The sequence below is a fragment of the Zymomonas mobilis genome (genome assembly GCF_006715975.1).
Taxonomy (GTDB): domain Bacteria; phylum Pseudomonadota; class Alphaproteobacteria; order Sphingomonadales; family Sphingomonadaceae; genus Zymomonas; species Zymomonas mobilis_B.
Genome location: NZ_VFOF01000001.1, coordinates 1,213,337 through 1,239,665, shown reverse-complemented (window position 1 = coordinate 1,239,665; position 26,329 = coordinate 1,213,337). Strand labels below are relative to the sequence as shown.

General features: G+C 47.3%; 19 protein-coding genes and 3 tRNA genes. 12 read left to right on the top strand and 10 right to left on the bottom strand.

Annotated features, from left to right (window positions below; all coding sequences use genetic code 11):
* Window positions 1-10: 10 nt before the first annotated feature.
* From FBY58_RS05420 to FBY58_RS05410, 3 genes are all read left to right on the top strand, one after another.
* Window positions 11-325, top strand: a complete 315-nt coding sequence (locus FBY58_RS05420; RefSeq protein ID WP_141919839.1) for a helix-turn-helix domain-containing protein — start codon at window positions 11-13, stop codon at window positions 323-325.
* Between the two features lie 129 nt (window positions 326-454).
* Window positions 455-2,764, top strand: coding sequence for an ATP-binding protein (locus tag FBY58_RS05415; protein WP_141920626.1), 2,310 nt, complete (start codon window positions 455-457; stop codon window positions 2,762-2,764).
* Window positions 2,764-4,191, top strand: coding sequence for a sigma-54 dependent transcriptional regulator (locus FBY58_RS05410; protein WP_141919838.1), 1,428 nt, complete (start codon window positions 2,764-2,766; stop codon window positions 4,189-4,191). The genes FBY58_RS05415 and FBY58_RS05410 overlap by 1 nt, the downstream gene beginning before the upstream one ends.
* Before the next feature lie 322 nt (window positions 4,192-4,513).
* On the opposite strand, the gene FBY58_RS05405 is transcribed toward FBY58_RS05410, so the two are convergent.
* A tRNA-Leu gene (locus FBY58_RS05405) sits at window positions 4,514-4,600 on the bottom strand.
* Window positions 4,601-4,932: 332 nt separating this feature from the next.
* Here FBY58_RS05405 and FBY58_RS05400 point away from each other — a divergent pair.
* Window positions 4,933-5,235: an integration host factor subunit alpha gene (locus FBY58_RS05400; RefSeq protein WP_141919837.1), complete on the top strand. Its 303-nt coding sequence runs from the start codon at window positions 4,933-4,935 to the stop codon at window positions 5,233-5,235.
* Window positions 5,236-5,347: 112 nt separating this feature from the next.
* Complete coding sequence (locus FBY58_RS05395) at window positions 5,348-5,713, top strand: MerR family transcriptional regulator (protein WP_409373544.1); 366 nt, start codon at window positions 5,348-5,350, stop codon at window positions 5,711-5,713.
* Window positions 5,714-5,721: 8 nt separating this feature from the next.
* Here FBY58_RS05395 and FBY58_RS05390 read toward each other — a convergent pair whose 3' ends face one another.
* The 4 genes from FBY58_RS05390 to FBY58_RS05375 form a co-directional block, all read right to left on the bottom strand.
* Complete coding sequence (locus FBY58_RS05390) at window positions 5,722-6,393, bottom strand: glutathione S-transferase family protein (protein ID WP_141919835.1); 672 nt, start codon at window positions 6,391-6,393, stop codon at window positions 5,722-5,724.
* A gap of 79 nt (window positions 6,394-6,472) precedes the next feature.
* Window positions 6,473-11,068 carry a glutamate synthase large subunit gene (gene gltB / locus FBY58_RS05385; protein WP_141919834.1) on the bottom strand — a complete coding sequence of 1,532 codons (4,596 nt, stop codon included), beginning with the start codon at window positions 11,066-11,068 and terminating at the stop codon, window positions 6,473-6,475.
* Between the two features lie 111 nt (window positions 11,069-11,179).
* Window positions 11,180-12,652 carry an NAD(P)-dependent oxidoreductase gene (locus FBY58_RS05380; RefSeq protein WP_141919833.1) on the bottom strand — a complete coding sequence of 491 codons (1,473 nt, stop codon included), beginning with the start codon at window positions 12,650-12,652 and terminating at the stop codon, window positions 11,180-11,182.
* Window positions 12,653-12,809: 157 nt separating this feature from the next.
* Window positions 12,810-13,613, bottom strand: a complete 804-nt coding sequence (locus tag FBY58_RS05375) for an undecaprenyl-diphosphate phosphatase (RefSeq protein ID WP_141919832.1) — start codon at window positions 13,611-13,613, stop codon at window positions 12,810-12,812.
* 117 nt (window positions 13,614-13,730) lie between these two features.
* Between FBY58_RS05375 and FBY58_RS05370 the strand changes: the two genes are divergently transcribed.
* Window positions 13,731-13,818 (top strand) — tRNA-Leu (locus FBY58_RS05370).
* 110 nt (window positions 13,819-13,928) lie between these two features.
* Here the strand turns inward: FBY58_RS05370 and FBY58_RS05365 are convergent.
* Both FBY58_RS05365 and FBY58_RS05360 read right to left on the bottom strand, forming a co-directional pair.
* A complete protein-coding gene (locus tag FBY58_RS05365; RefSeq protein ID WP_141919831.1) occupies window positions 13,929-14,543 on the bottom strand; it encodes a UdgX family uracil-DNA binding protein in 615 nt (204 codons plus the stop codon).
* A gap of 138 nt (window positions 14,544-14,681) precedes the next feature.
* A complete protein-coding gene (locus FBY58_RS05360) occupies window positions 14,682-16,007 on the bottom strand; it encodes an NAD(P)/FAD-dependent oxidoreductase (RefSeq protein WP_141919830.1) in 1,326 nt (441 codons plus the stop codon).
* Window positions 16,008-16,261: 254 nt separating this feature from the next.
* Here FBY58_RS05360 and ispZ point away from each other — a divergent pair, with 254 nt between their 5' ends.
* Window positions 16,262-16,867, top strand: coding sequence for a septation protein IspZ (gene ispZ, locus FBY58_RS05355; RefSeq protein WP_141920625.1), 606 nt, complete (start codon window positions 16,262-16,264; stop codon window positions 16,865-16,867).
* A gap of 5 nt (window positions 16,868-16,872) precedes the next feature.
* Here the strand turns inward: ispZ and FBY58_RS05350 are convergent, their stop codons facing one another.
* The gene (locus FBY58_RS05350) at window positions 16,873-18,123 is read right to left on the bottom strand and encodes a CynX/NimT family MFS transporter (protein ID WP_260432120.1); all 1,251 of its coding nucleotides are present in this window, start codon (window positions 18,121-18,123) and stop codon (window positions 16,873-16,875) included.
* A gap of 365 nt (window positions 18,124-18,488) precedes the next feature.
* Between FBY58_RS05350 and FBY58_RS05345 the strand changes: the two genes are divergently transcribed.
* Complete coding sequence (locus FBY58_RS05345; RefSeq protein ID WP_141919829.1) at window positions 18,489-19,784, top strand: hypothetical protein; 1,296 nt, start codon at window positions 18,489-18,491, stop codon at window positions 19,782-19,784.
* A gap of 15 nt (window positions 19,785-19,799) precedes the next feature.
* Here FBY58_RS05345 and FBY58_RS09325 read toward each other — a convergent pair whose 3' ends face one another.
* Both FBY58_RS09325 and FBY58_RS05340 read right to left on the bottom strand, forming a co-directional pair.
* The gene (locus tag FBY58_RS09325) at window positions 19,800-19,949 is read right to left on the bottom strand and encodes a hypothetical protein (protein WP_185738175.1); all 150 of its coding nucleotides are present in this window, start codon (window positions 19,947-19,949) and stop codon (window positions 19,800-19,802) included.
* 77 nt (window positions 19,950-20,026) lie between these two features.
* A complete protein-coding gene (locus FBY58_RS05340) occupies window positions 20,027-20,509 on the bottom strand; it encodes an Lrp/AsnC family transcriptional regulator (protein ID WP_011240939.1) in 483 nt (160 codons plus the stop codon).
* Between the two features lie 296 nt (window positions 20,510-20,805).
* Between FBY58_RS05340 and FBY58_RS05335 the strand changes: the two genes are divergently transcribed.
* From FBY58_RS05335 to tsaE, 4 genes are all read left to right on the top strand, one after another.
* On the top strand, window positions 20,806-23,061 hold the full coding sequence (locus FBY58_RS05335; RefSeq protein WP_141919828.1) for a HAMP domain-containing sensor histidine kinase: 2,256 nt from the start codon (window positions 20,806-20,808) through the stop codon (window positions 23,059-23,061).
* Between the two features lie 74 nt (window positions 23,062-23,135).
* Window positions 23,136-23,210: transfer RNA gene (locus tag FBY58_RS05330), tRNA-Ile, on the top strand.
* 219 nt (window positions 23,211-23,429) lie between these two features.
* A complete protein-coding gene (locus FBY58_RS05325) occupies window positions 23,430-25,775 on the top strand; it encodes a PAS domain-containing sensor histidine kinase (RefSeq protein ID WP_260432119.1) in 2,346 nt (781 codons plus the stop codon).
* Complete coding sequence (tsaE, locus tag FBY58_RS05320) at window positions 25,759-26,283, top strand: tRNA (adenosine(37)-N6)-threonylcarbamoyltransferase complex ATPase subunit type 1 TsaE (RefSeq protein WP_141920623.1); 525 nt, start codon at window positions 25,759-25,761, stop codon at window positions 26,281-26,283. The genes FBY58_RS05325 and tsaE overlap by 17 nt, the downstream gene beginning before the upstream one ends.
* Window positions 26,284-26,329: the final 46 nt, after the last annotated feature.

Genomic DNA, 26,329 nt, shown 5'->3' with positions numbered 1-26,329 from the left:
ATTTATTTTCATGGATAATGCCAGAAAAACACCCGAAATAACCTTGCCGCTTCATTTGGGTGGCGGGAAGGTTGCTGTCCCAGAACAAGGCTTGGCCGATGCCATGGAAGCGCATTTGCTCTATTACTTTGCCGTTTTCGGGGAAAGTTTGCCGCCAGATGGTTTGTGGGAGCAAATTCTTTCCGAAGTCGAAAAGCCTTTGTTAAAAGTTGCCTTGCGCGCTGTTGGCGGCAACCGGATAAAAGCCGCAAAATTACTCGGCATTAACCGAAATACGCTTCGCCAAAAATGCCTTAATCGCCAGATTGACCCCAATAACTTTTAGAAAAACGCGGGGTTATTCTTTCTAAAAGAGTAAATCATCTTTTTTAACATTGTGATTTTAGGCAAAAAATATATCAAATTAAATCTGATTGTGTTTTGATTGCATCGTCTTTGTAGTATCGTTGCAACGATGATGGAGGATAGACCTATAGAAAGCCCCGACTTAACGACGAAGGCACAGCGGACAAAAATCCGTATATGGCCTTTTTCAAAAAGAAAGCTTTGTTATTTTATCTATCGCCGCTTTCCTGCATGGGCGGAGACACTTACCTTTGCGGCTTGCCTGATTATCTCTTTTTTCAGCTACAGATTGGCCATGTATCATGGCATGCCAGCAAAACCGCTCAGCCCATTGATCATCGCGTCTTTATTGGTAGCCAATCTGGTGCCTGCTATGATGCTGATGGTGTTGCTCGCCCGAAAACTGGCGTTAAGACGTGCCGCGAAATCGCCTTTAGGGGGGCGAGGGCGGCTTCATGTCCGATTGGTGGCTATCTTCTCTATCGTCGCGGCGGTGCCGACTTTGCTGGTGGTTATCTTTGCCTCTCTCTTATTTCAATATGGCGTTTCTTTTTGGTTTTCGGACAGCGCGCGCACCATTTTGGCTAATGCTGATCGGGTGGCGCAATCCTATGTGAAAGAGAATACAGACCGGATTATTGGCGATTTGAACGCCATGCCTAACGATTTCAAGGCGGCTTTGTCCCAAGCGCCGATTGAAGATCCACGTTGGAGCCGCTTTATTTTTATGCAGCTTATCAATCGGGGTTTGAATGAAGTCGCATTATTACAGATGCCGCCATCCGACACGGGTGCTCCCATTATGTTGGCGGGTGCCCTGACAGATACCCGTCCTTTAGAAAATCGTCTTCCAGCCAAACTTGTGTCCACTTTACGGGATAGACAACCGCACACATCGATTGCCTCTGGGGATCGGATTGAGGCTATTATTCTTTTAGATGCCAAATCCAGACTGTATATTTACATTTCGCGGCAACTGGATCCTGTCGTGCTACTACAAGCATCACGCGCAAAAACAGCTTTGGGCGACTATAACCGTTTGGTTGAAAGCTCCCGTGTTTTACAAATTCGCTTTAACGGGGCTTTGCTGGTCGTTTCACTTTTGATTGTAGCTATTGCGATTTACATCGCCTTTGTGGTCGCTGACCGTATTGTTCGACCGATTTCCCATATGGTGGAAGCGGTTCGACGGATTGGTTCCGGCGATCTAGGGGCGCGTACCCATCTTAAACATAATCGCGATGAAATCGGAACATTGGGCTCTGCCTTTAACCGTATGGCGAATAAGCTGGAAGAACAAACTAGCGCTTTGATGTCCGCCAATTACCTTTTAAATAGCCGCCGTGCTTTCACGGAAGCGGTGTTGTCTGGCGTTTCTGCGGGTGTGTTATCGGTCAATAGCCAACATATCATTCAACTCGTTAATCTGTCAGCGCAACGTCTATTAAAAGCGGATGAAAAGACATTAATCGGCGAAGCGCTTGGTAATATCGCACCGGAACTGGATAGCCTTCTGGAACAACAGGCCGGAGACAGCATCGTTCATATTCTGGTGGATAATGAACCCCGCATATTTGCGGTCAGAGTGGTCAGAGCCGCCGACAATCATGTTTTAACTTTTGATGATATTACCCAGCAATTAGCCGATCAGCGTTCCGCCGCATGGGCCGATGTTGCGCGTCGGATTGCGCATGAAATCAAGAACCCGCTTACCCCGATCCAGCTTGCTGCCGAGCGTTTGCAACGGCGCTATGGTAAACAGATTACATCGGATGAAGAAACTTTTAGCCGTTTGACCAGTACTATTGTCAGACAAGTGGGCGATTTACGGCGGATGGTGGATGAATTTTCATCCTTTGCCCGAATGCCCAAGCCTGTATTCAGGAAGGAATCCATAAACGATATCGGCCGTCATGCTTTGTTTTTGCATGAGGTTGCCCATCCGCAAATCGGGTTCGTTTTTGAAACACAGGAAGATTTACCTTTTATGGTTTGCGACCGGCGGCAGTTGGGGCGGGCTTTGACCAACCTAGTCAAAAATGCTGTCGAAGCGATCGAAGAAAATGATCGCAGTGGTTCAGGCCATGTCTGGATGACTTTACAGCGCGAAGACAGCCATCTGATTATAGAGGTTGCCGATGATGGCATTGGTCTGCCAAAGGAGCGGGAAAGACTGACAGAACCCTATATGACAACCCGTGTCCGAGGAACTGGATTAGGCTTGGCTATTGTTAAAAAGATTGTTGAGGAACATGCCGGAACGTTAACTTTTTCAGACCGCGAAGGTGGCGGAACAATCGTGCGTCTTTCTTTTGATCTGGTAGCGCTTGCGCCGGTAACAATCGAAAGTGTAGCAGACAAGGGAATACGAAATCAGGAACCCGCTATTCCTGGACTTACCCGATCAAGGAGCGAATAATGGCGCTAGAAATTCTGGTCGTTGATGATGAAATGGACATTCGTGAACTGGTAGCGGGGGTTCTTGATGATGAAGGCTATGCCACAAGAACGGCTGCGGACAGTGATGCGACTTTACAGGCTTTGGCAGAAAGGCGACCATCACTCGTTCTTCTCGATGTCTGGCTGAAAGGCTCAAAGCTCGATGGGCTTGAGCTACTGGATGAAATTAAACGGCGTGATCCAACTTTGCCCGTCCTGGTTATTTCTGGTCACGGTAATATTGATACGGCCGTAACTGCCATTCGTCAGGGGGCTGTAGATTTTATCGAAAAACCCTTTGAAGCCGAACGGTTATTATTGCTGGTTGAAAGAGCGACCGAAACCGAACGGTTGCGGCAGGAAAATGCTTCACTAAAAGCCAAGATTGGCCATACTGAAGAATTGACCGGCAATTCCAGCGCGATCAACCATGTGCGCGCCACCCTGAAACGGGTTGCCGGAACGGGCAGTCGCGTTCTGATTACGGGGCCTGCGGGTGTCGGTAAAGAAGTGGCCGCTCGATTACTTCATATGTGGAGCCCAAGAGCTTCAGCACCCTTCATTGTCGTCTCGGCGGCATGGATGGAGCCGGAACGGGTCGAAGAAGAATTATTCGGAATGGAAGACAGTCAGGGCGTTGTTCGTCCTGGACTGTTAGAAAAAGCCCATGGCGGAACGCTTTTTCTGGATGAAATTGCCGATATGCCTATTCCGACCCAAGCCAAGATTTTACGGGTTCTGACCGACCAAAGCTTTATGCGGGTTGGCGGAGAACGGACGGTCAAGGTGGATGTTCGGGTTGTTTCAGCAACCGCGCGTGATCTCGCGCGGGAAATAGCAGAAGGCCGCTTCCGCGAAGACCTCTATTATCGCCTGAATGTTGTTCCGGTGCATTTACCGGCATTAGCTGATCGTCGAGAAGATATTCCGGTCTTAATTGATTATTTTGTTGCCCATTATGCCACAGAACGGCGTGTAGCCACGCCTCAGGTGTCCGAAGAGGCATTGGCTGCTCTACAGGCCTATGATTGGCCGGGTAACGTCAGACAGCTTCGTAACGTCGTAGAACGGACAATCATTTTGGCACCGGGTGACCGTTTAAGCCGGATTGATGTCGATATGCTGCCATCAGAAGTCCTTGGCGACCAAAATAGTTTAACTGCAGATGGACAATCCACCCGTTCAATCATCGGCACGCCCCTAAGAGAAGCCCGCGAAACATTTGAACGTGAATATCTTCGGGTGCAGATCCGTCGTTTCTCGGGCAATATTTCGAGAACGGCATCTTTCATCGGTATGGAACGCTCTGCTTTGCACCGTAAGCTGAAAAGCCTTGGCCTTGCAGAACCGCGGAATGCCACGCCTGCGACAAGCACCAACGATAATAATGAAAGTAATGAGAGCTAGGTTTCTCCCAGCTCTATCGTTGAACAGCCCTTGCCCAAAAAAGGCGAGGGCTTTTTCATATCTGCGCCGCAAACGCTAGGTCATCTTAAAAAGACACAGACAACCTAAACTTTAATGTCCTATTTGATGACATCGCAAAAGCATGCATCAAGCGGCTATATATGGCTGAATTTATTGATGATTTGATATTGAAAGAGGCTGGCTGCATTTTGGAATGCGCGCGAAGACAGCAAAAGATGCCTCTATCTCAAGGATGGGCATTAAAGTAATTTAACTTTAAGGGGCATAAAAGCTTCTAAGAATAAGAAGCTTTTTAGAAAATTGGTGCGGTCGAGAAGACTCGAACTTCCACGGCCTTTCGGCCACAACGACCTCAACGTTGCGCGTCTACCAGTTCCGCCACGACCGCACTCTATGTAAGCCACTTCAGAGCATTTGCTCTTCCATGTTGGTAGGAGCACGCCTTTAGCAGGGCTTTTTAAGCCTTGCAACCATTTTACGCTATTTATCTCTATTTTTTGTGTTTTTTTATCTTTTTTCCCCAAATTGGACAAAAATCAGGCATCGATCCGTCGAAATTTAGCCTTTTAAAAAAAGAGAAGGATGTGCTTTTGAAAGGCCATTCTTTGCCATAAGTTGTTCAAAACGCAAATAATTGGAATGACCTACTTGCTTTGATAGCTTAAGAGAGGATATTCTCTTTCTGAATAACGCTATGATAACCGGACAAACGGACAGAGCATGCAAGCTGATATCCCAACTTTAACCCGCGCCGATATTACCGACATGCTTTACCATGAAGTAGGTTTGTCGCGTGCTGACTCCGCAAAAATGATCGAACAAATGTTAGGTCACATTACCGAAGCCCTGAGAAAAGGTGAAAACGTCAAAATATCAGGTTTTGGCAGCTTTATTCTTCGTGATAAGAATGAACGCATTGGCCGTAATCCCAAAACAGGGGTAGAGGTACCTATTGCGCCCAGACGGGTTCTGACCTTTCGCGCCAGCCAATTAATGCGTCAGCGGATTATCAAGGGAGCCTAATTTGTCTGATCGCGATGCACTTCCTGCGAAAAAGGATAGCAGGCCAAAGACGCCTGAAAAAAAACTGCATCGTCGTCAGAATGAAACTGTGTCTGTTTCTTCACGGAACAAAATTCACAATAAAAGTGATCAGGCCTTGCTGACTATCAGTGAGCTGGCGCAGGAATTAGGCGTGGGTTCTCATATCCTGCGCTATTGGGAAAGCCATTTCCCAGCCTTACGGCCATTACAGCGCGCTGGGAACCGCCGCTATTACCGGCCTGATGATGTTGCCTTGGCACATCGGATTAATCATCTGCTCAAAAATGAAGGCTATACGGTCAAAGGCGCGGTCAAATATCTTTCGACTGAGGGACAAAAAGAGAGCCCAGACCTATCGACAGAGCAGGGAAGCTCTGCCGATGCAGAAATATGTCGGCAATGGATAAATGAACTCCGGTCAATCAGCAATATGCTGTCCGAAGCTCTGACGATATAATGCAATAATTAAAAGTCGGGCTGATCGTAATGTTCTGGTGGTAAAATGACTTCCATCCTTTCAGCCAGAATAGGCTGGAAAGAAGGCCGTGATTTCATCGCTGCATACCATTCGCGGCTATTCTCATGACCGCGCCAGTCAACACCACCCAAATAATCGGAAACAGAAATCTGTGCTGCTGCGGCAAAATCGGCCAAGCTTAAAACAGGCCCCGCCAACCAACGACGATGGTCAAGCAACCAATCTATATAATCCAGATGGCTATTGGCATTTTTCATCGCCCCACGCAGGATACCGGCATCAGGTGCCTGACGATAGACAAGTCTTTTGAGCATCCGCTCATTCATTAAAGGTGCGGTTACTTCAAAATAGAGCTTGTTATCAAAGAGAGAGACCAAACGCCGGATCTCTGCCCGATGAACAGCGGTGCCACTGATTAACGGGGTTCGATCGACTGTTTCTTCAAGAAATTCACAGATAACCTGAGAATCCACCAGAATAACAGGCGCAGAACTATCTACCATAACCGGCGTTTGACCGGCTGGATTCATGTCGACGAATTCATCTCTTTTTAGCCATGGCGATTCACGGATCAACTCATAGCCGATCCCTTTTTCACCAAGGAGAAAACGCACCTTTCGGGAAAAAGGGCAAAGAGGAAACTGATAAAGCTGCCACATTAGGGGAACTATAGATAAATACTTCAGGAAAGAAAAGCGGCCAATAAGGCCGCTTTATCTTTCACTTTGATTGAAACAATTATAGCGCGCTTTCCTGCTCTTTTAGCTCAGGATTGCCGGCGGCTTCTTTTTCCTGACGCTCACCCGCTATTTTTTGTTCCTTTAACGGATAGTCCAGTCTTTCCAGCATTTCTTTTGGACAAATCTGCCAGAATTTCTGCGACCATAAATCCCATTCATCCAAGATCCGATGCGCCCAAGGACTGTCGGTCTTAACGGCATGATCGGCAATCATTGAACGCAGGACTCTTTCCCAATGGGAAGATTCCAGCCGTTGCCAGACAATGTTATCGGGATTGGCGTGCCGTTCGAAGCTGCTATCTTCATCCAAAACGAAGGCCATACCGCCTGTCATACCTGCACCAAAATTCAGTCCGACATGCCCCAGAATAACCGCCACACCACCGGTCATATATTCGCAGCCATTAGCACCACAGCCTTCGATAACGGCCTCTGCACCGGAATTCCGAACCGCAAATCGTTCGCCGGCTTTACCGGCAGCAAACAGTTTTCCTGCGGTTGCACCGTAAAGGACGGTGTTTCCGATAATGGTATTGGTATGACCATCGATCGGAGAAGATACGGTCGGTCGAACGATGATCGTTGCCCCTGACAGACCCTTACCAACATAGTCATTGGCATCACCAAAGACTTCCAAGGTGAGCCCTTTGACGCTGAAAGCACCTAAAGACTGCCCAGCAGAACCGCGTAAACGCACATGGACGTGACCATCTGCTAAGCTATCCATACCGAAATTCTGGGTAATTTCGGCAGAAAAACGGGTGCCGATGGCACGCTGGGTATTTCTGACTGAATAGGTGAGCTGCGTTTTTTCACGACGCGTAAAGACTGCTTTCGCATCCTGTAACATCTGCGCATCAAGGCTGTCTGGTACCGGATTGCGGAAAGTGTCAATCTGGAAGAAACGGGCTTCGTTGGTTGCATCAACTTTGGCCAGAACCGGATTAAGATCGAGATCATCCAAATGGTCGGCACCACGGTTAACCTGACTAAGAAGATCGGTTTGACCGATAATTTCAGTTAAGGAACGAACCCCCAATTTTGCCAGAATTTCACGAACTTCTTCGGCGATGAAAGTCATCAGATTGATAACTCTTTCCGGCGTTCCGATGAATTTCTGACGCATGGCTTTATCCTGCGTGCAGATACCCACTGGACATTTATTCGAATGGCACTGGCGCACCATCAAACAACCCATGGCAATCAAGGAAAGGGTACCAATACCGAATTCTTCTGCGCCTAAAATAGCAGCGATAACAATATCACGACCGGTTTTTAGACCACCATCGGTTCTTAACTTCACCCGATGACGGAGGCCATTCAAAGTCAGTACCTGATTGGCTTCGGACAAGCCCATTTCCCAAGGCGTTCCGGCATATTTGATCGAGGTGAGGGGGGATGCCCCCGTTCCGCCAACGTTACCAGAAATCAGGATAGAATCTGCATGAGCTTTCGCCACACCGGCTGCAATCGTGCCGATACCAGCAGAAGAGACCAGTTTAACACCAACACGGGCACGGGGATTGATCTGTTTTAAATCGTAGATAAGCTGCGCCAAATCTTCGATAGAATAAATATCGTGATGCGGCGGCGGCGAAATCAGGGTCACACCCGGGGTTGAATGCCGCAATTTGGCAATCATATCGGTGACTTTAAAGCCTGGAAGCTGACCACCTTCACCCGGTTTTGCACCTTGGGCAACCTTGATCTCGATTTCTTCACAAGCGCCAAGATAAGCAGCGGTCACACCAAATCGACCGGAAGCCACCTGTTTAATCGGGGAATTGGCATTGTCGCCATTTTCATACGGATGGAAACGTTCTGGCGATTCCCCGCCTTCGCCGGAAACCGATTTCGCACCGATGCGATTCATTGCGATTGAAAGCGTTTCATGGGCTTCTGGCGAAAGTGCCCCTAAAGACATCCCTGGCGTGATAAAACGACGACGAATTTCTGTGATCGGTTCGACTTCTTCGATCGGAATCGGTTTTTTCGACCAGTTAAAGCCAAGCAAATCGCGCAGATAGACCGGCGGCAACTGATGCACTTCCTTCGAAAATTCGAGATAGGTCGTGTAGCTGTCGCTTGCCACGGCTTTTTGCAATTTGCGCATCAGCTCTGCCGTGTAAGCATGGCTGTCACCGCTTGCGCGCTGGCGATAAAATCCACCGACATCCAAGGTCTTCTTATTGGACGCAAATGCATTCTGATGCCGCAAAATAGCCGAGCGCTGCAATGAGGCATAGCCTTCACCGGAAATCTTGGCGGTCATACCGGGGAACAGATCATTGACTAAAGCGCGTGACAGGCCAACGGCTTCGAAATTATAGGCGCCGCGATAACTTGAAACGACAGCGATACCCATCTTTGCCATGATCTTTAACAGACCATTGCAGATGGCGTGATGATGATTTTCAAGGCATTGCTCAAGCGTCATTTTGCCGAACAGGCCTTGGCTATGACGGCTGGCAATCGCAGCTTCAGCCAGATAGGCGTTAACAGTCGTTGCACCGACACCGACCAAAACAGCAACATAATGCGGATCAATACATTCGGAAGCCCGAACATTGATCGACGCATAAGAACGCAGCCCTTTTCGTATCAAATGGGTATGGACAGCCGCGGTTGCCAAGATCATTGCTACAGCCACACGGTCAGAACTGATATGTTCATCCGTTAAGAATAATTCGCTGTGACCGGAGCGGACAGCATTTTCAGCCTGCACCCGTAAGCTGTTGATAGCATTCCTGAGTGCATCAGCGCCATCTTCAGGGGAGAAGGTGCAGTCAATTTCAACCGCATGTTCGCCGAAATAGTCTTTTAACTGGCACCATTCCGAGGTTTTCAGATAAGGCGTATCCAGCGTTAAAATCTGTTTTTGTTTGCTTTCGGTATCAAGGATGTTGCCAAGGTTACCAAAACGCGTCGTTAACGCCATAACCTGCGTTTCACGCAGTGAATCGATTGGCGGGTTCGTTACCTGACTGAAATTCTGGCGGAAGAAATGGCTGGTTAAGCGGGGCTTTTCAGTCAGAACCGCTAGAGGCGCATCATCACCCATCGACCCCATTGCTTCTTTACCGGTTTCAGCCTGCGGAGAGAGGACAAGGTCCATATCTTCCAAAGTAAGACCAGCAGAAACCTGCCGTTTAATCAGTTCATCGCTATCATACTGAATAACCGGATCATAGGCTTTCAGATTAAGATCGTTTAACTTTTTGAAATCTTTAATCCATTCGCCATAAGGCCGTTCGTTGGCGATTAAATCTTTTAACGGGCGATCTTCATAAAAACGTCCTTCATCCAGATTAACCGCAATCATCTGCCCAGGGCCAAGCTGACCTTTGGCGATGACATTATTTTCTGGCACAACGACCATACCGGCTTCGGAGCCGACGATCAGAAGATTGTCTTTGGTGCGGATGGTGCGAAGCGGGCGAAGGGCATTGCGGTCAACACCAGCGACAGCCCATGAGCCATCGGTAATGGCCAAAGCTGCAGGCCCATCCCAAGGCTCCATCACCGAAGCCAGATAGCTATACATATTCCGATGCGTGTCCGGCATATCAGGATTTTGCTGCCATGCTTCAGGGATCAGCATCAATTTTGCGGCAGGTGCATTACGACCGGCGCGACAAATCGTTTCGAAAACGGCATCTAATGCCGCGGTATCCGATGCACCTGCCGGGATAAGCGGTTTAATGTCTTCTGAATGTTCACCAAAGGCGAGGCTAGCCATTTTGATTTCATGGCTTTTCATCCAATTGCGGTTACCGCGAATGGTATTGATTTCGCCGTTATGTGCCAACATCCGGAAAGGCTGTGCCAACCACCATTGCGGGAAAGTATTGGTTGAATAGCGTTGATGGAAGACCGCAACGCGACTGACAAAGCGTTCATCCTGAAGATCGGGATAGAAGATCGACAGAGCCTCAGCCAAAAACAGGCCTTTATAAACGATCGAACGACATGAGAGCGAACAGATGTAAAAATCGTTAATTTGGGCAGCGATAACTTTTTTCTCGATCCGGCGGCGGATGAGATAGAGATTCTTTTCAAATTCAGCAGCACTCATCTCATCTGGATGAGGGCCTGCAATCATGATCTGTTCGATTTCAGGGCGCGTCCGCATCGCTTTTTCGCCGATGACCGAGATATCGACCGGCACTTGACGCCAGCCATAGATCTTATAGCCGAAATCAATGATTTCTGATTCAACGATCGTGCGGCAGTTTTCCTGTGCTGAAAGATCGGTTCTTGGCAAAAAGACCATGCCGACGGCCAAGCGGTTTGGAAGAGGTGCATGACCCGCATGGGCAATCGCATCATCAAAGAAGCTGGCTGGTAAATCGACATGGATACCGGCGCCATCACCGGTTTTGCCATCTGCATCGACTGCGCCGCGATGCCAGACTGCCTTTAAAGCATCAATCGCCGCCGTGACCACCCGACGTGAAGCCTTACCATCCGTCGCAGCAACCAAACCGACGCCACAGGCATCCGTTTCAAATTCAGGACGATACATACCTTCTTTGGCGAGGCGTTCGCGCTCGGCAAAGACATCAAAAGAATCGGCAGAAGATTTTATGGTCATGGCTTACTTTTCCCAAGCGACTTAACCTGCCGCTTATTAAAGTTCATTTTATATCCGGTGTAGTTCATTTGCGCCCCGAAAAAGACTATCGAGACGCAAAAAAACAGTATCTTAGGCCGGAACAGCTTTCTTCTTAGTTTTGGCGACAGGAGCCAGTTTTTCCTGATGGCGGGTTGAAAGCCATTCATGCATCTGTTCGCTTGCGACCAGACCGTCGCGAATAGCCCAGACAACAAGGCTGGCACCGCGAACGATATCACCGGCGGCAAAGACGCCTTCGATGCTGGTCTGTAAAGTTTCAGGATCAGCTTCGACCGTTCCCCATGGCGTGACCGACAATTCCGGTGCGTTGAATAGGGTAGGCAGGTCTTCTGGAGAGAAGCCCAAGGCGCAAATGACAAGATCAGCATCCATCTCGAACAGACGGGCAGGGTCAGGTTCCGGCGAACGGCGGCCGGATGAATCGGGTGCCCCCAAGCGCATGCCGCGCACTTTTACGGTTTCAACACGATCTTTCCCGATGAAGGATTCCGGTGCCGATAACCAGACAAATTCTGCACCTTCATCTTCTGCATTTTTCACTTCACGGGCAGAACCCGGCATGTTGACCCGATCGCGCCGATAAAGACAGCGGACAGATTTAGCACCCTGACGGATAGCCGTTCTGACGCAATCCATCGCGGTATCACCACCACCGATCACAACGACGTTTTTATTCTGGGCGTCAAGCGTGCCATTATCGAAAGCTTCGACTTTATCGCCAAAAGATTTGCGGTTGGAGCTGATCAGGAAATCAAGCGCATCAACAATACCGTTTAATTCTTTACCGGGGGTTGCCAGCTCACGGGCTTTATAAACGCCGGTCGCGATTAAAATGGCACCATGCTGTTCGCGCAATTCTGCAAGGCTGGCATCTTTACCAACATGAAAATTAGTGTGGAAAACAACACCACCATCAGCCAGTCTTTTGACACGGCGGGCGACAATTTCTTTTTCCAGCTTAAATCCGGGGATACCATAGGTTAAAAGGCCACCAGCGCGATCATGGCGATCATAAACATGTACCTGATAGCCTTGCCGCCGTAATTTTTCAGCAGCCGTCAAACCCGCAGGGCCTGAACCAATGATGCCGATAGAAAGACCAAGATCGGCTTCTGGCTTTAACGCCTCGACCCATCCTTCTTTCCAAGCGGTATCCGTAATATATTTTTCGACCGAACCGATGGTAACAGAACCATGTCCGGCATTTTCAATCACGCAATTGCCTTCGCAAAGACGATCTTGCGGACAAATCCGGCCACAAATTTCAGGCATGGTCGAAGTCGCGCTGGAAAGCGCATAGGCATCCCGCAAGCGGCCTTCTGCCGTCATTTTCAGCCAGTCGGGAATATTATTATGTAGCGGACAATAAGCTGAACAATAAGGCACACCGCATTGAGAACAACGAGAGGCCTGACAACTAGCCTGTTCGTCTGAAAAAGACTGATAAATTTCTTTAAAGTCTTTGTCTCTTTCCTGTGCTGATCGTTTCTCAGGATAAGCCTGTTGCAGATGGTCAAAGGACAGCATTTTATTTTGCGCCATAATCAATTTCCTTCATGACAAGCGACATAATTATTTTTTCCCAGCAAGTCACGCACAAAAATGCATATAGGAAAGCAATGCTGTCCTTATTTTTTCAAAAAATGACGGAATATTTTATTTTTGCTTTTTGAGAATGAATATTAGTTCCGAAACGGAACTAACTAAACAAAAGGAAAAAGAAGGCCACCAAACCAATGATGATGCGATACCATGCAAAGGGGGCAAAGCCGCGACAAGTAACAATTTTCAAAAATAATTTAATGACGATTAAGGCTACCACGAAAGATATGACAAAACCGAGACTGATCTCGCCCAAATCTGCCATATGAAGGTTATGGCGTTGTTCCCATAATTCTTTAGCGGTGGCAGCCAGCATAACAGGGATAGCAAGAAAAAAGCTGTATTCAGTCGCTGTTTTTCGATCAATACCAAGACATAAAGCCCCCATGATTGTCGCACCAGAACGGCTGACACCGGGAATCATGGCCAGACATTGTGCCAAACCAACCAAGAACGCTTTGTGAACCGGAATAGATTGCACCGAGGTATTTTCAGGATGGGATGATTCTCGGTCGATAATCAACATCGCGATACCGCCAAGGAATAAAGAAACGGCGACGACCATGGGTTTTTCAAGCAAGGCTTTAACGGCATGATAGGCAATTGCCCCGACAATAACCGTCGGAATAAAACCGCAGATTATATTTCGGACAAAATGCCATGAAGAGGCGGATTGGTTAAAAAGGCCCTTGGCAATATCAAGGAAGCGTTCCCAATAAAAAACGATAACGGCCAGAATAGCGCCTAGCTGGATAATAATATCAAAACTGGCGGAATTTGCGCCATGCGCGCCCAAAAGCCTTTCTGCCAGAATAAGATGTCCGGTTGAGGAAACCGGAATAAATTCGGTTACGCCCTCAAGAATACCTAGCAGGATAATAGTCAACAAAGAGTCATGCATAAATGAGGCTGTCCATATTGAAGATGAGACCAGAAAAATAAAAAAATTTATGCTGCTTTCACATAAATGATTGACAGATACCAGAGATGTCTACTAAAGACGCGCCACACCCCAAATGCCCAGGTGGTGGAATTGGTAGACGCGCTGGCTTCAGGTGCCAGTGGCCGTTAAGGCCGTGGAAGTTCGAGTCTTCTCCTGGGCACCATCTCTTCTTAGAGAATATCCCTTATAATTCTATTGTATGATGAGCCGTTTTGAGGCTCTTTTTTTTGCGCGATAGATATCGACACCCTCTAAAAAAACAAAAACTGCCTTCTATGACGCGGCCTTTAGGAATTCCCGTGCCATGGTTAAATCCTGCTGCATCGCCTGATAGGCTTTTTGGCGGCCTTCTTCGTTAGGTTGCCGCAAAATATAAGAAGGATGATAAGTCGCAACGAAAGGCGCCGTTTCCTTTAATTTATGGATACGCCCCCGCAAGGCGCCTAAAGTCTGTTTTTTTCCCGTTAAAGCCAAAACGGCAGTCGCGCCCAAGGCGACCGTTAAACGCGGTTTTAACAAACGCCATTCATGCCGCAACCAAATACGGCAGCATTCAACTTCTTCCGGTGCTGGGGTTTGATGAATACGACGTTGTCCCTGTAGGTAGAATTTGAAATGCTTAACTGCATTGGTGAGATAAATTTCTTCTCTTGGCCAGCCAATTGAGGCCATAACCTCATCAAAAACTTTCCCTGCAGGGCCTACAAAAGGCCGTCCCGCTAAATCTTCCTGATCGCCGGGTTGCTCTCCGACAAATATAACAGGGCTATGATGAGAGCCTTCACCGCACACAACCTGTGTTGCATTCTTATAAAGTGAACAACGGGTGCAATGATGCAGAGAGTCTGTGATTTGCTCCCATGAAGGGGCGGGGCTGCTGTCCGACATGCCGGATTGTCCTTAACTGATGGGGCGTTTCAAAAGGCCTGCGGCAAATTACCGGAATAGAAAATAAAAAAACACCTTATTCCGAAAGAAAAAACCCATCCGAAATAAGGTGCAGTAGTAAAAATCAATAATCAAAGATTAGTAGAGTTTGACCTTCGGACGTAACATGCTGTGCGCCATAGCCGCCGCCAGAATAGCTGAACCTTTGACCCATCCGTGAATAGCCAAGAGGTGCAAGCGATAAAGCGAGTTATAGAAGAAGCGGGCGATACGGCCTTTCACGACCCGTTTACCGACATTCTTCTTACCACTCAGGCTTAAATCACCAATGGCAGCAAAGCGGCTGAGAGAAAGCAGCGTGCCATAATCGCGGTAAACAAAATCTTTAAGCGGCTCACCCTTCCGGAGACGGGTAACGTTTTCCAAAACGGTATCGGCCATCTGATGCGCAGCCTGTGCGCGCGGCGGCACCGGACGTTCTGCTTCTGGCAATTTGCAAGAACAGCAATCGCCCATGGCGAAAATACGTTCGTCAGTCGTGCTTTGCAGGGTTGGTTTGACAATAATCTGGTTATTGCGTGCCACTTCAAGACCTTCGACCTTGGACAAGAAGTCAGGTGCTTTCACACCAGCCGCCCAAAGCTGGATATCGCTTTCGATTTTTTGGCCATCTTTGGTTTTGATAAAGCCTTCACCAGCTTCAACCACCATCGTGTTGGTTTTGATGTCAACACCCAGCCGCTGTAAAACGGTATGCGCATCTTCAGCCATGAATTCCGGTAACGGCGGCAGGATACGGGGGGCAGCTTCAACCAACGTCACTTTCATGCAGTTGGCACCAAATTTTTCTAAACCGAAATTGCCCAATTCCGTGGCGGTATTATATAATTCGGCTGATAATTCGACGCCGGTTGCGCCTGCACCAATCACGGTCACTCTGACCGGCTTTTCCATACCAGGCTGTGCAATCATCGTTCTGGACGCACTGGCGCAGGCATCAAACAAATGCTCACGGAAACGGTCAGCCTGAGCGCGGCTGTCAAGGAAAAGGCAGTTTTCTTTGACACCTGGGGTATTAAAGTCATTGGCAACCGAACCCAGTGCCAAAACCAGATAATCATAACGCAAGCGCTCTTGATCGCTGATTTTATGGCCTTCTTCATCTACCAAAGGTTCGAGAATGATCTCATGGTTTTTCCGGTCGATATCTTCCAATGTCCCACGGACATAATGATATCCCCAATGCTTTCCATGATAACGATAGCTGACTTCATCAAGATCGGCATCCAGCGCACCGGTTGCGACTTCATGAAACAAAGGCTTCCAGACATGGGTCGGGCTGCGGTCAACAAGGATGACTTCGGCTTCTTTACCGAAACGTTCACCCAAAGAACGCACCAACTGCAATCCACCAGCACCACCACCAACGACGATAATACGATCAGGTCTACCATTATTAGACATTAGAAACCTCTATCATGTTCCAAGCGACGCAGCCCCTTGGCGTGGTGCTATGCGATCCGCCAAAAATTACATTTTGCTTTAACTAACGAAGAACATTCAAATCTGTTTCACATAAATTATAAGTCAGAGTGAAAGTTTTTATTGCTTACTGTGAAACTATCTTCGCAGTTTGAATCAAAATATCTCAAAATGCTTTCTTTTAACGGCCTTTTCCCCGATTGACCTTTGTCCTTTTTTCCCGTCAATATAACGATATGGAAAAACAAACCGACCCTTCTTCCCCTAAAAAGCTGCGTCCAGCTTCGCCTTCCTTTGTGAAAATGGCGATTGATTACGCACCGCTTATTGTCTTTTTTCTGGCTTATAAGCTGACCGGATTCTTGATCGGAACCATCGTTTTTATGGTTTCGATGGTCGCGGCTATTGCGGTTTCTCGCTATAAGCTGGGGCGGGTTTCGCCGACTTTATGGATTTCATTTGTCCTGATTATGTTTTTCGGCGGCCTGACAATCTGGTTCCATGATCCACATTTTATTCAGCTTAAACCGACCATCATCTACAGCTTTTTTGCCGTCATGTTGTTGGGTGGCCGCCTGTTCAAAAAACCTATGCTTAAATATATCATGGAAGACGCTTTTGAGGGTGTAACTGAAAAAGGATGGCTAATCTTAACCCTTAACTGGGGCGGCTTCTTCCTCGTCATGGCCTTGCTGAACGAATATATCAGAACCCATTTCAGCTTTGATTCATGGCTGTCTTTGAAAATTTGGGGTGCTATGATTTTGTCGGCGCTTTTCGGTTTTGCCAATATGCCTGTTCTTATCAAAAACGGATTAAAAACAGGTATCGACAAAGATTAAACGCGTCAGGCTTTTTTTGAATAAAATTTTTCTACTTTTTTAAGCCGAAACCCTGTCCAGAATAAGGGCAGGGAAGCCAGCGACAGAAAATAGAATGCCCATTGCCAGTCCCCATATGATTGATGCAAAAAACCGATGAGAAGGGGGCTAGCCGATGCAAAGATATAGCCGACCCCCTGCACCGCAGAGGAAATGCGGCGGTTATCATCTAAATTACGAGAAAACTGGATAACAGTCGAAAAAATAACTGTGAATCCGCCACCAGCGGCAAAGCCGCCCAGAACCAGCCAAAATAGCCATAAAGACGGCATCCATAATAACCCGACCGGCGTTACCAACCAGCAAAGCCCGATCACCCTGAGCAAAAAGGCAGAGGAAAAACGCTGACTTAAGACAGGAATGCCGAATGAACCCAATAAAGCCAAAATTTGAAAAAAGGCGGCGGCAGCACCTGCTTGCGAGGAGGTCATATGGTTGGATTGTCTAAGGAAGCTGGGGATCCATGCGGTTAACCCGTAATAAACGCATAAATGGGCGGCAAAAGAGATAACCAATATTTGAACAAGTTGCCGATGGAAAAAATTATGGGTTTTATTATCACCTTTTAAAATATCGGCGGTCGCTTTGGCGGTTTCTTGGTCGCTTGGCAGGGTATCGTTACTAGGGCTGGCAATCGACTTCTCTGCGTAGAAGATGACTACCCATAACACTAACGCCAAAAGAGCGAGATCAACCCAAGAGGCCAGCGCCGTTTGCCATCCCCAATAATGCGCCATCGGTGCGGTTAAAGCCGAACTAAGCATCGTGCCAATATTTAATGCCGATGTATAAAGTCCGGTAACAATATGGGATTTATGGGGAAAATCCTTGGCGATGATCAGCAAGCTAACGATATTACCGATCGTCAATGCCATGCCGATAATAATCGTGCCACTTATCAAGCCACCAAAACTACCTGATGCCCGTATCAGCGTGCCGAGAATGCATCCGCCAAGAGTCATCAGAATAGAAAATTTTAACGATGTCCGATTAATAATAAAGGATGCGAGCGGCGTCAGAATGCCGAAACATAAAATGGGAATGCTTGTTAATAATCCAGCTGTCGTCGCATTAATATGAAGAGCTGACCTGATTTCATTCACTATCGGTGGAATGGCGGTTAATGGGCTTCTAAGGTTAAAAGCCAAGGCAATAAGAGCAATCATCAACCAGATAGTAAAAGCGTTTTTGGAAAAAAGAGGTCGTTTATTCATCATGATATCCGTTTCAACCGGCTATGATCACAGCCGGTTTTGCGAATGCCTTAAGGCAATAGACATATTTTTCCAGTATGAATCTTTTATTGTAAAAAAAATGATGATTTTTAACAAAATTTCAATATGTTAGAATATTCTTGGCAAACGGGTATAAAAGATACCAGCCGAACGGGGTATAAAAAACGATAAACTATCTGCAATGTCTGTCATTATAGGTTAGTAAAAACAATTAATAGAAATATATCTGGACAGAGCGGATAACGCTCTTCGGAATACTCTAACTCAATAGTTATTTACAGGTTGGTTTCTGACAGGGTAACCTTAAATCCGATCGGTCTGTTAATATTTACCGGGAGATTGAACGAATGAAATTTGCTTCCAAAATAGCTATGACGCTTACGCTTGCCCTTGGTGGAGTCTCGCTTGTAGCTATTCAGCCCGCTACAGCCAAGAAACATGAAGCCGAAGCGGCTGCTCAGCCGGCAGCAAAACCCGGTCAGGACTATGTCTTAACGCCTGCCGTCAGAACTGCCGCAGGTGAAGCCCAAGTCGCAATCAAGGCCAATGACATCGCCACTGCGATGACCAAGCTTGATGCTGCTAAAGCTGCCATCGCAACCGATGATGATAAATATGTTGTCGGTTCTTTGGGTTATGACCTGTCGATCACCAAGCAGGACAAGAGCTTACAAAACCAGTCCATCGATCTGATGTTGGGCAGTGGCAAAGTCAGCCAGCGGATGTCACAGGACACGATTTGGCAGCTTTACGTCAACCAGTCCCAGCTGGCCTATGATGCCAATCAGTTCAAGAAAACTGAATTCGACATTGAACAGGCTTTCAAAATTGAAAATGCCAACAATGTTCAGCTTTATCCGATGCTGGTCGAAGCCAAGGTCAAGCTCGGTAAACCGGCTGAAGCTATTGCTGCCCTTGAAGCCGGCATTCAGAAAATGCAGGCCTCTAATCAGGCTATTCCTGAAACATGGATAAAACGCGGTGTTGCCTTGGCTTATAATGCCAAGCTTCAGCCTGAAACGATCAAATTATGCCAGCAATGGGTCTCGGCATATCCTTCCAATGATTCATGGCGCACGTCTTTACAGATTTATCGTGACTTTAACCGGACATTGGATGGCGATGGCACGCTTGATGTTCTGCGGTTAATGCGCGCTGTTGGTGCCTTGAGTGCTGAAAGCGAATATCTGACCTACGCCCAGCCGCTTTATATCGGCTATCCGGCAGAGGCTGAAAGCGTTCTGAAAGAAGGTATCCAGAAGAAAGTTCTTAGCGCAACCGATACAACGGTCAGCAAATGGCTGGCAACGGCTCGTTTGAAGGTCGCTGCTGAAAAGGCTGATCTTGCAAAGGCGCTCGCTCGTGACAGCAAAGCTGCCACGGGTAAAGATGCCTTTACCGACGGCACTTTGGCTTTGGGCGCTGGGGATTACGCTTTGGCGATCAGCCTCTTTAACATCGCCAAAGAAAAATCAGGCGTTGATGCTGATCTGACCACCTTGCGTTTGGGTATGGCTCAGGCCTTAGCTGGACAAAAGGATGCAGCGAAAGCCACCCTTGCGACAGTTCAGGGTAGCCGTGCTCCGATTGCACAATTCTGGGCAATCTATGCAGATGCACCGGCTGCTACTCCGGCGGCTTAATGGCTTTTTGCCTTATTAAGAGAAAAGAAAAACGGGCTGAAGTTTTTCAGCCCGTTTTTTTGTGACAAAAAAAACAGCGAAATCGCTGTTCGGATATTCTGTCGTAACTTCCAAGAAGGCACACCGGCAACCGATCGTCCGCTGAATATTTTCAGAATAGATCATGATCGCCAGTGCCTTTGGGGGTATACAGAAGAGCATACACCCTTCTGTTTGGTCAAACCAACTGGAAGAGTGGGGGATTACTCTTTGGTATCAACCGGAACACCTGGTAAATCTTTAGATGTCCGAATGATCAGAGAGGTTTTGACGCTGGTGACATTGGGGGCAGATGTCAGCTGAGAAGTCAGCAAATGCTGGAAAGCCTGCAAATCATGTGCGACAATTTTCAGAACGAAGTCGATTTCTCCGTTCAGCATGTGGCATTCCCGCACTTCCGGCAGAGTAGCAACATGTTCTTCAAATTGGCGCAGGTCATCTTCGGCCTGACTTTTCAGGCTGACCATAGCAAAAACCATAATACCATAGCCGAGGGCATTGGCATTAAGCTGTGCATGGTAACCTTCAATAATGCCAGCTTCTTCGAGCGCGCGTACACGACGGAGACAGGGGGGGGCTGTCAATCCTGCTTTGCGCGCCAAGTCAACATTCGTGATGCGTCCATCATCTTGAAGATTCTCAAGAATAAGACGATCGATTGAATCAAGTGGGTAATTAGCCGTCACGGACTTAGTCCTTCTATTTAATCTTCCGGCTAGATAATAAAATTGCCGAAAAATACAACTTCACTTATGCACGATTATGTAAAAAAAAGCCTCAATTCGATGAATTGATAATTAAATGGGGTAAAATCTGATAAAAAAAACAGTTCTTAGAAAAAAAAGAACAAATTACCCCATGTAAAAATATTTTTTAATATTTTCCTGTTTTATCTCCCGAATGTGGCAAATGTCAGCGATATGTTAACCACTTGCCTTTACCGATAATGAACAAGGTATTCATTAAAAATCGGGAATCAGGCGTGCGTTTCGACGATATGCTCCAAACAATCATGGATCAGCCCATCAATACGGCAGCAGAAAAAATCGCTGTCTGGCGGCAATTAGTGGATTGTATCGCTCAAGATAAGGGGCAACATGACCCTCGGCTATTAAAAAATGCCTATCAGCGTTTAATGGATCTGACGCGCGAAGTGCCGACCAATATCCGAATTGATACGGCGGAAACTTTGGCTGGACGGCATATCCCGCCTTTATTGGTGCAATATTTCGCTTGTGATATCGCACTTATCGCGATGCCTGTTATCAGTTCGGTTCGGCTTAATGTCTCGGAATGGATCGATATTTTACCAGCATTGCGCCAGCCGGTCAGAAATATTCTTCGCCAACGGAATGACCTTGATCCGTTGGTTTTACGCGCTTTGGATAGCCTTGGCGATGATCGTCCGGTCTTGGATATGCCAAAAGACGCGGTCGTGATCGCCGTGACGCAAGAAGAAAAATCCACAGCCGCTGCTATCCTGACCGGAAAAACGGATGCCATCCCGAATCAGGAAGAAAAGTCAGATATTCCAGAGGAAGAAACAACTTTGGATTATCGAAAGAGCCTTTTCGAGAAAAAATCGACGCCTATTTCCTTATCAAAAGAATCAGTCGAAACTGTCGATGAGCCGCTTTCGGAAGACGTTGTTGGAAACGACAATGTCTCGAAAAAAGATATGTCTTTTGCTGACACCATTAGTTCTGGTGTCCTCCATAAAGCATATAGAACGCCGACTTATTTCAAGCCATTTACGACTTCGCTTGAATCGCTGACAACTGATGCAATCGCTCCTTCGCCAGAGAAAACGGCAGACACCGTGGCCGTTGAAGAGAAAATTTCATCAGACGCACCCAAGAAAACCAAAATTCCGCGCTTCTCACCTTTTTCTGACCGTTGGCAGTCGCAGGTAACACCAATTGAAGAAGCAAAAGTCGAAGAGGATACCGCGCAAATTTTTGAATTTGAGCAGAAATTAAGCGAACGATCTTCTGCACCGGTGAATGACGACACGGCCGACCGCAACAAAGATTTTGCATGGTTTGCCATGGGTAAAGCCCGTCGTGCAGCGGCGGCTAGTCCGACAAAAACGGCTGTGTCGCAGAAAAAAGGCAAGACCAACGAAAGCGATGAAACCCAGATTCGCCATCTGCTAGCCAGAATTGATGCTTTCCGCCGCAGTTTGGAGGCAAGGGCAGAGCAATTCAATTTTGAAACCGATAAAAATGGCGTGGTTATCTATGTCAAAGGTATCGCCTCCCATATTCTTGCTGGTGTTTCACTTGCGACCCCGGCTTTGCAGAATGGCTATGGAGTAGATGGCCAAGCCGTCGGTGCCTTTGGACGGCGTGCGCCTATCCGTCATGCCAGACTGACCATTCCGGGGAACGGATCGGCGGCTGGGGAATGGCGCATTTCGGCAGCTGCTTATTTTGATCCCGAAACCGGACATTTTTCAGGTTATCGGGGCATTGCTCGCCGTCCAAGAATTGAAGAAACCGCTCAGCCTTTCATTACTGCAGCGCTGCCTCAGCCGAGCGTTCTCGAAATCGACCGCGATTCACTGCGCCAACTTATGCATGAATTACGGAACCCGCTGAATGCGATTGTCGGCTTTGCGGAAATGATCGAGCATCAGATGTTAGGGCCCGTCGGAAAAGCGTATCGTTATTATGCTTCCGATATCACTCGTCAGGGACAGCGTTTATTGCAGGCGGTTGATGATCTCAATCTGGCTGCCGATGACAGTGCGTCTCATCAACCTTCTGAGCCAGAAGGCGCAACCCATTTAACAAAGATTGTTTCAGCTCTGCATAGCCATTACCAAGAAGCCGTTCATAAATATAATGGTGATATTCTGTTCCGAGTTGCGACGGGTTTGCCCTTATTGAACGTCAATCCGGTAGCAGTTGAACGTATTTTCTCGCGCCTGTTGGCAGCGGTTGTTGGCTTGATGGAATCGCAAGAACAGATTGAAGTCAGCCTTGACCAGAAAGATAATGCCGTTCGTTTCATTGTGAAACGGCCATCCGCCTTAAAAGGCTATGAAGAACAAGCACTTCTTGATCCTGGTTTCAATTTGCAGGGTGAATGGCCAAACAGCCCCGTTTTAGGGCTAGGCTTTACGCTGCGCTTGGTCAGAAATCTGGCTTCGGCGATCAATGGACAGCTTGAAATTAAGCCAGATGCCTTTGTTATTTTGCTTCCGATCGAGGCTATTCAAACAAAAGTATCCTAGAAAAAAATAAAAAAATTATGGATACTATCTTGTCAGGAGGGGGTAAGCTCGGCTATCGAGCTGCCTAGAAGGTGGGGCCTGTAGCTCAACGGTAGAGCCGGCCGCTCATAACGGCTTGGTTGCGGGTTCGATTCCTGCCGGGCCCACCATCACATCGCGCTTATTTTTATCCTGAACGTGCGCCCATTCCCAAAAATTTTATAACCGCATCCTGATAACCATAACAGGCGGCTTGTTTTTGTATTCTGTCACGAGAAGCAATCTTTCCGAATATCTGATATAGTCTGCCTCCAATTATTTTTTTGAAATGGCAGAAATCGTTACCAATGGAAAAAAGCCTGTATCTTTCCGGAATGTCGATAGCGTTGATGATACTCTTTTTCGCTATTCTGTGGGGTATTGCTTTTTATCTTTTCATTGTGGCGTTACAAAAAACAAAAGAAGCGCAGGCGATTATCCGCCGCCATTATCCTTTAAAAAATATTTACGATACAGCGTCGGTGCACGGCATTGTCATCCGCCAGCATAAAATCGCCGTTCTTAATCCCAAAACTGCCGCTTATCTTGGCATAGAAGATATACCGCAATCACCGGATGCTTTTTTAAAAACATGGCTCATTCCAGATTCGGCTAAAATTCTGGATGATAATCTTTTGACATTGGTACGTACGGGACGGGCTTTTTCTTGCCATGTTCACAACAACGCTGACCAACGTATTTTCAATGTATCCGGACAAATTCTACCGCAATCTGCTCGGAATATTATTCTCTGGATAAGTGACATTACCCAAGAGGAAGACAGTAAAACAGCTTTGGAACATCAGGCGGCGCAATCAGGACAAGCCTTACAAGCGCTATCTTCGCTTTTTGAAGTGATGCCTTTCCCTATATGGTATCGAAATCCAGCATTACAGCTGTTGATGGTGAACCAAGCCTATGTGACCGCAGTTGAAAGTCCGTCTGCGCGTGATGTCATTACCCGTAATATCGAATTGATCGAAGGGAAGGGTTCAAACAACCCAATTTCTTTTGCAAAGAAAGCGCTACAATCCGGCCAAATGCAAAGCCGTCTTTCTCCGGTAATCCTTTCAGGGATGCGGCGAATGATGCGGTTGACGGATATAGCTTTACCGACAGGCGCTGTTGCCGGATATGCGTTGGATGTCGAAGCCTTAGAAGAAGCAAAAGCCGAAATGGGGCGCTTCTTGCAGGCACAGCGCCATATCTTAGATCAGCTTTCTGCGGGTGTGGCACAGTTTAACGCAGAACAAAATCTTGTCTTTGCGAACCAGCCTTTCCAGCATCTTTTTGCACTTAAGGCTGAATGGCTAACTGACCATCCCGAATTTGATCGGGTTCTTGAAAGAATGCGGGAAGCCGGACGATTACCAGCGGCGCATGATTTTCCGGCATGGAAAGCCGAAAGGCGGCAATGGTTTCTATCCCATAACAATGCGCTCGAAGAAAATTGGCTGTTGATGGATGGCTCTCATCTCCGTGTAATTACGCAACCGACGCCTGATGGTGGTTTGTTGCTTATCTTCGAAGACAGAACGGAACAGGTTCGATTAACCTCGGCGCATGACATTATGCTGCGCGTTCGAACAGCCAGCTTTGACAAATTATTCGAAGCTATCGGGGTTTTTGCTTCTGATGGTCGTCTCAATTTATGGAATACCCGTTTTACCGATGTCTGGCAGGTGGAAGAAAAGTTTTTATCCACCCATCCGCGTGCCGATGAACTGGCACAACAAACCCGTTCCCGTTTGGAAAATAAAAAACAAAGTAGCAATATTAGCGATGCCATTCGTGCGACGACCCTTGAACGGCAACCCAAGCACGGCCACATCGCCTTTGCAGATCAGCAGCATTTCAATTTTTCAACTATTCCATTGCCCGATGGTAATATTCTTCTGACAATGTTGGATGTCACCGATAGTTGGCGAATGGAGCGTGCACTTCGAGATCGGAACGAAGCCTTAGAAGCCGCCGATCGCCTCAAAACCGATTTCGTTGCCAATATGAGCTACGAACTCCGGACGCCACTTACCTCAATCAGCGGTTTTGCCGAAATGCTGGCACAGGGCTATTGTGGTGATCTTTCTCAAATGGCGAATGACTATGTCGCCGCTATTTTGGACGCTGTTTCCCGATTAAGCGCCCTGATTGATGATATTCTGGATTTGACCTTACTGGAATCCGGTAATCTTGAGCTTGATCAACAGAATGTTGAAATTAAACCGCTTCTTGAAAATCTGGCTAAAACACTGACCAAAAGGGCAGAAGAACTCGGCATTCATTTTGAATTGATGCTGGATGACAATCTCGGCATCATTGAAAGTGATCCGCAGCGCTTGTCGCGGGCAATAAACCATATGTTGTTGATTGCTTTGGCGCGTAATCCACGCGGCGGCACCGTTTTGTTAAAAGCATCGGGTGAGGCCGATCATATAGCGATTGTGATTGTTGATGATGGGGATATTATCCCTTCATCACAGCAAGGCATGAGTGATTCTGCATTGCCCAATCAGATATTCGACCATTTTTCAGAATATGGCCAGTCCGTGCATGATGGAAAGGGAAGTAGCAGCATCGCTATTCCCCTTATTCGTCGTTTCATTGCTTTGCATGGCGGATCAATCCATATTGATTCAAACCATAACCAGAAGACGCATTTCATTATTACCTTGCCGCGCCATGTGCCCGCTTTGTAAGAAATATGTAGCCTTCTTAGCCGATAGTAAAAAGATGATAAGACAGGAAATAATTCTGGCAGATGCCGCCGCCACGGAAGAGATAGGCCGTTATCTGGCTCGATCTCTTGGAATAGGCGATATTATTACGCTGTCTGGCGATCTGGGCGCGGGTAAAACCAGTCTGGCGCGGGGATTATTGACGGAATTTGGCTTTCAAGACGAAGTCCCATCTCCCAGCTTTGCCTTGATGATTGCCTATGAACCACCCGAAGTCAGTGTGCCGGTTGCGCATGTCGATTTATACCGTTTGGACAATGCTGATGACATTCAGGAATTGGGATTGGACGAATTTGTTTTCTATGGTGCTTTGTTGGTTGAATGGCCAGAAAGGATGGGAACATCCATAGACAGGATATGGCCGGACAGATTGGCCTTACATCTTGATATTTTGGAAGATAATCGCCGCCGTTTGACATGGCAGGCACCTTCCCATTGGGAAAATCGTTGGCCACCCCTCGAATATTGATGAAATGATTTTACGATAGTCTCTACTTTGCTAGAAGCCGCACATC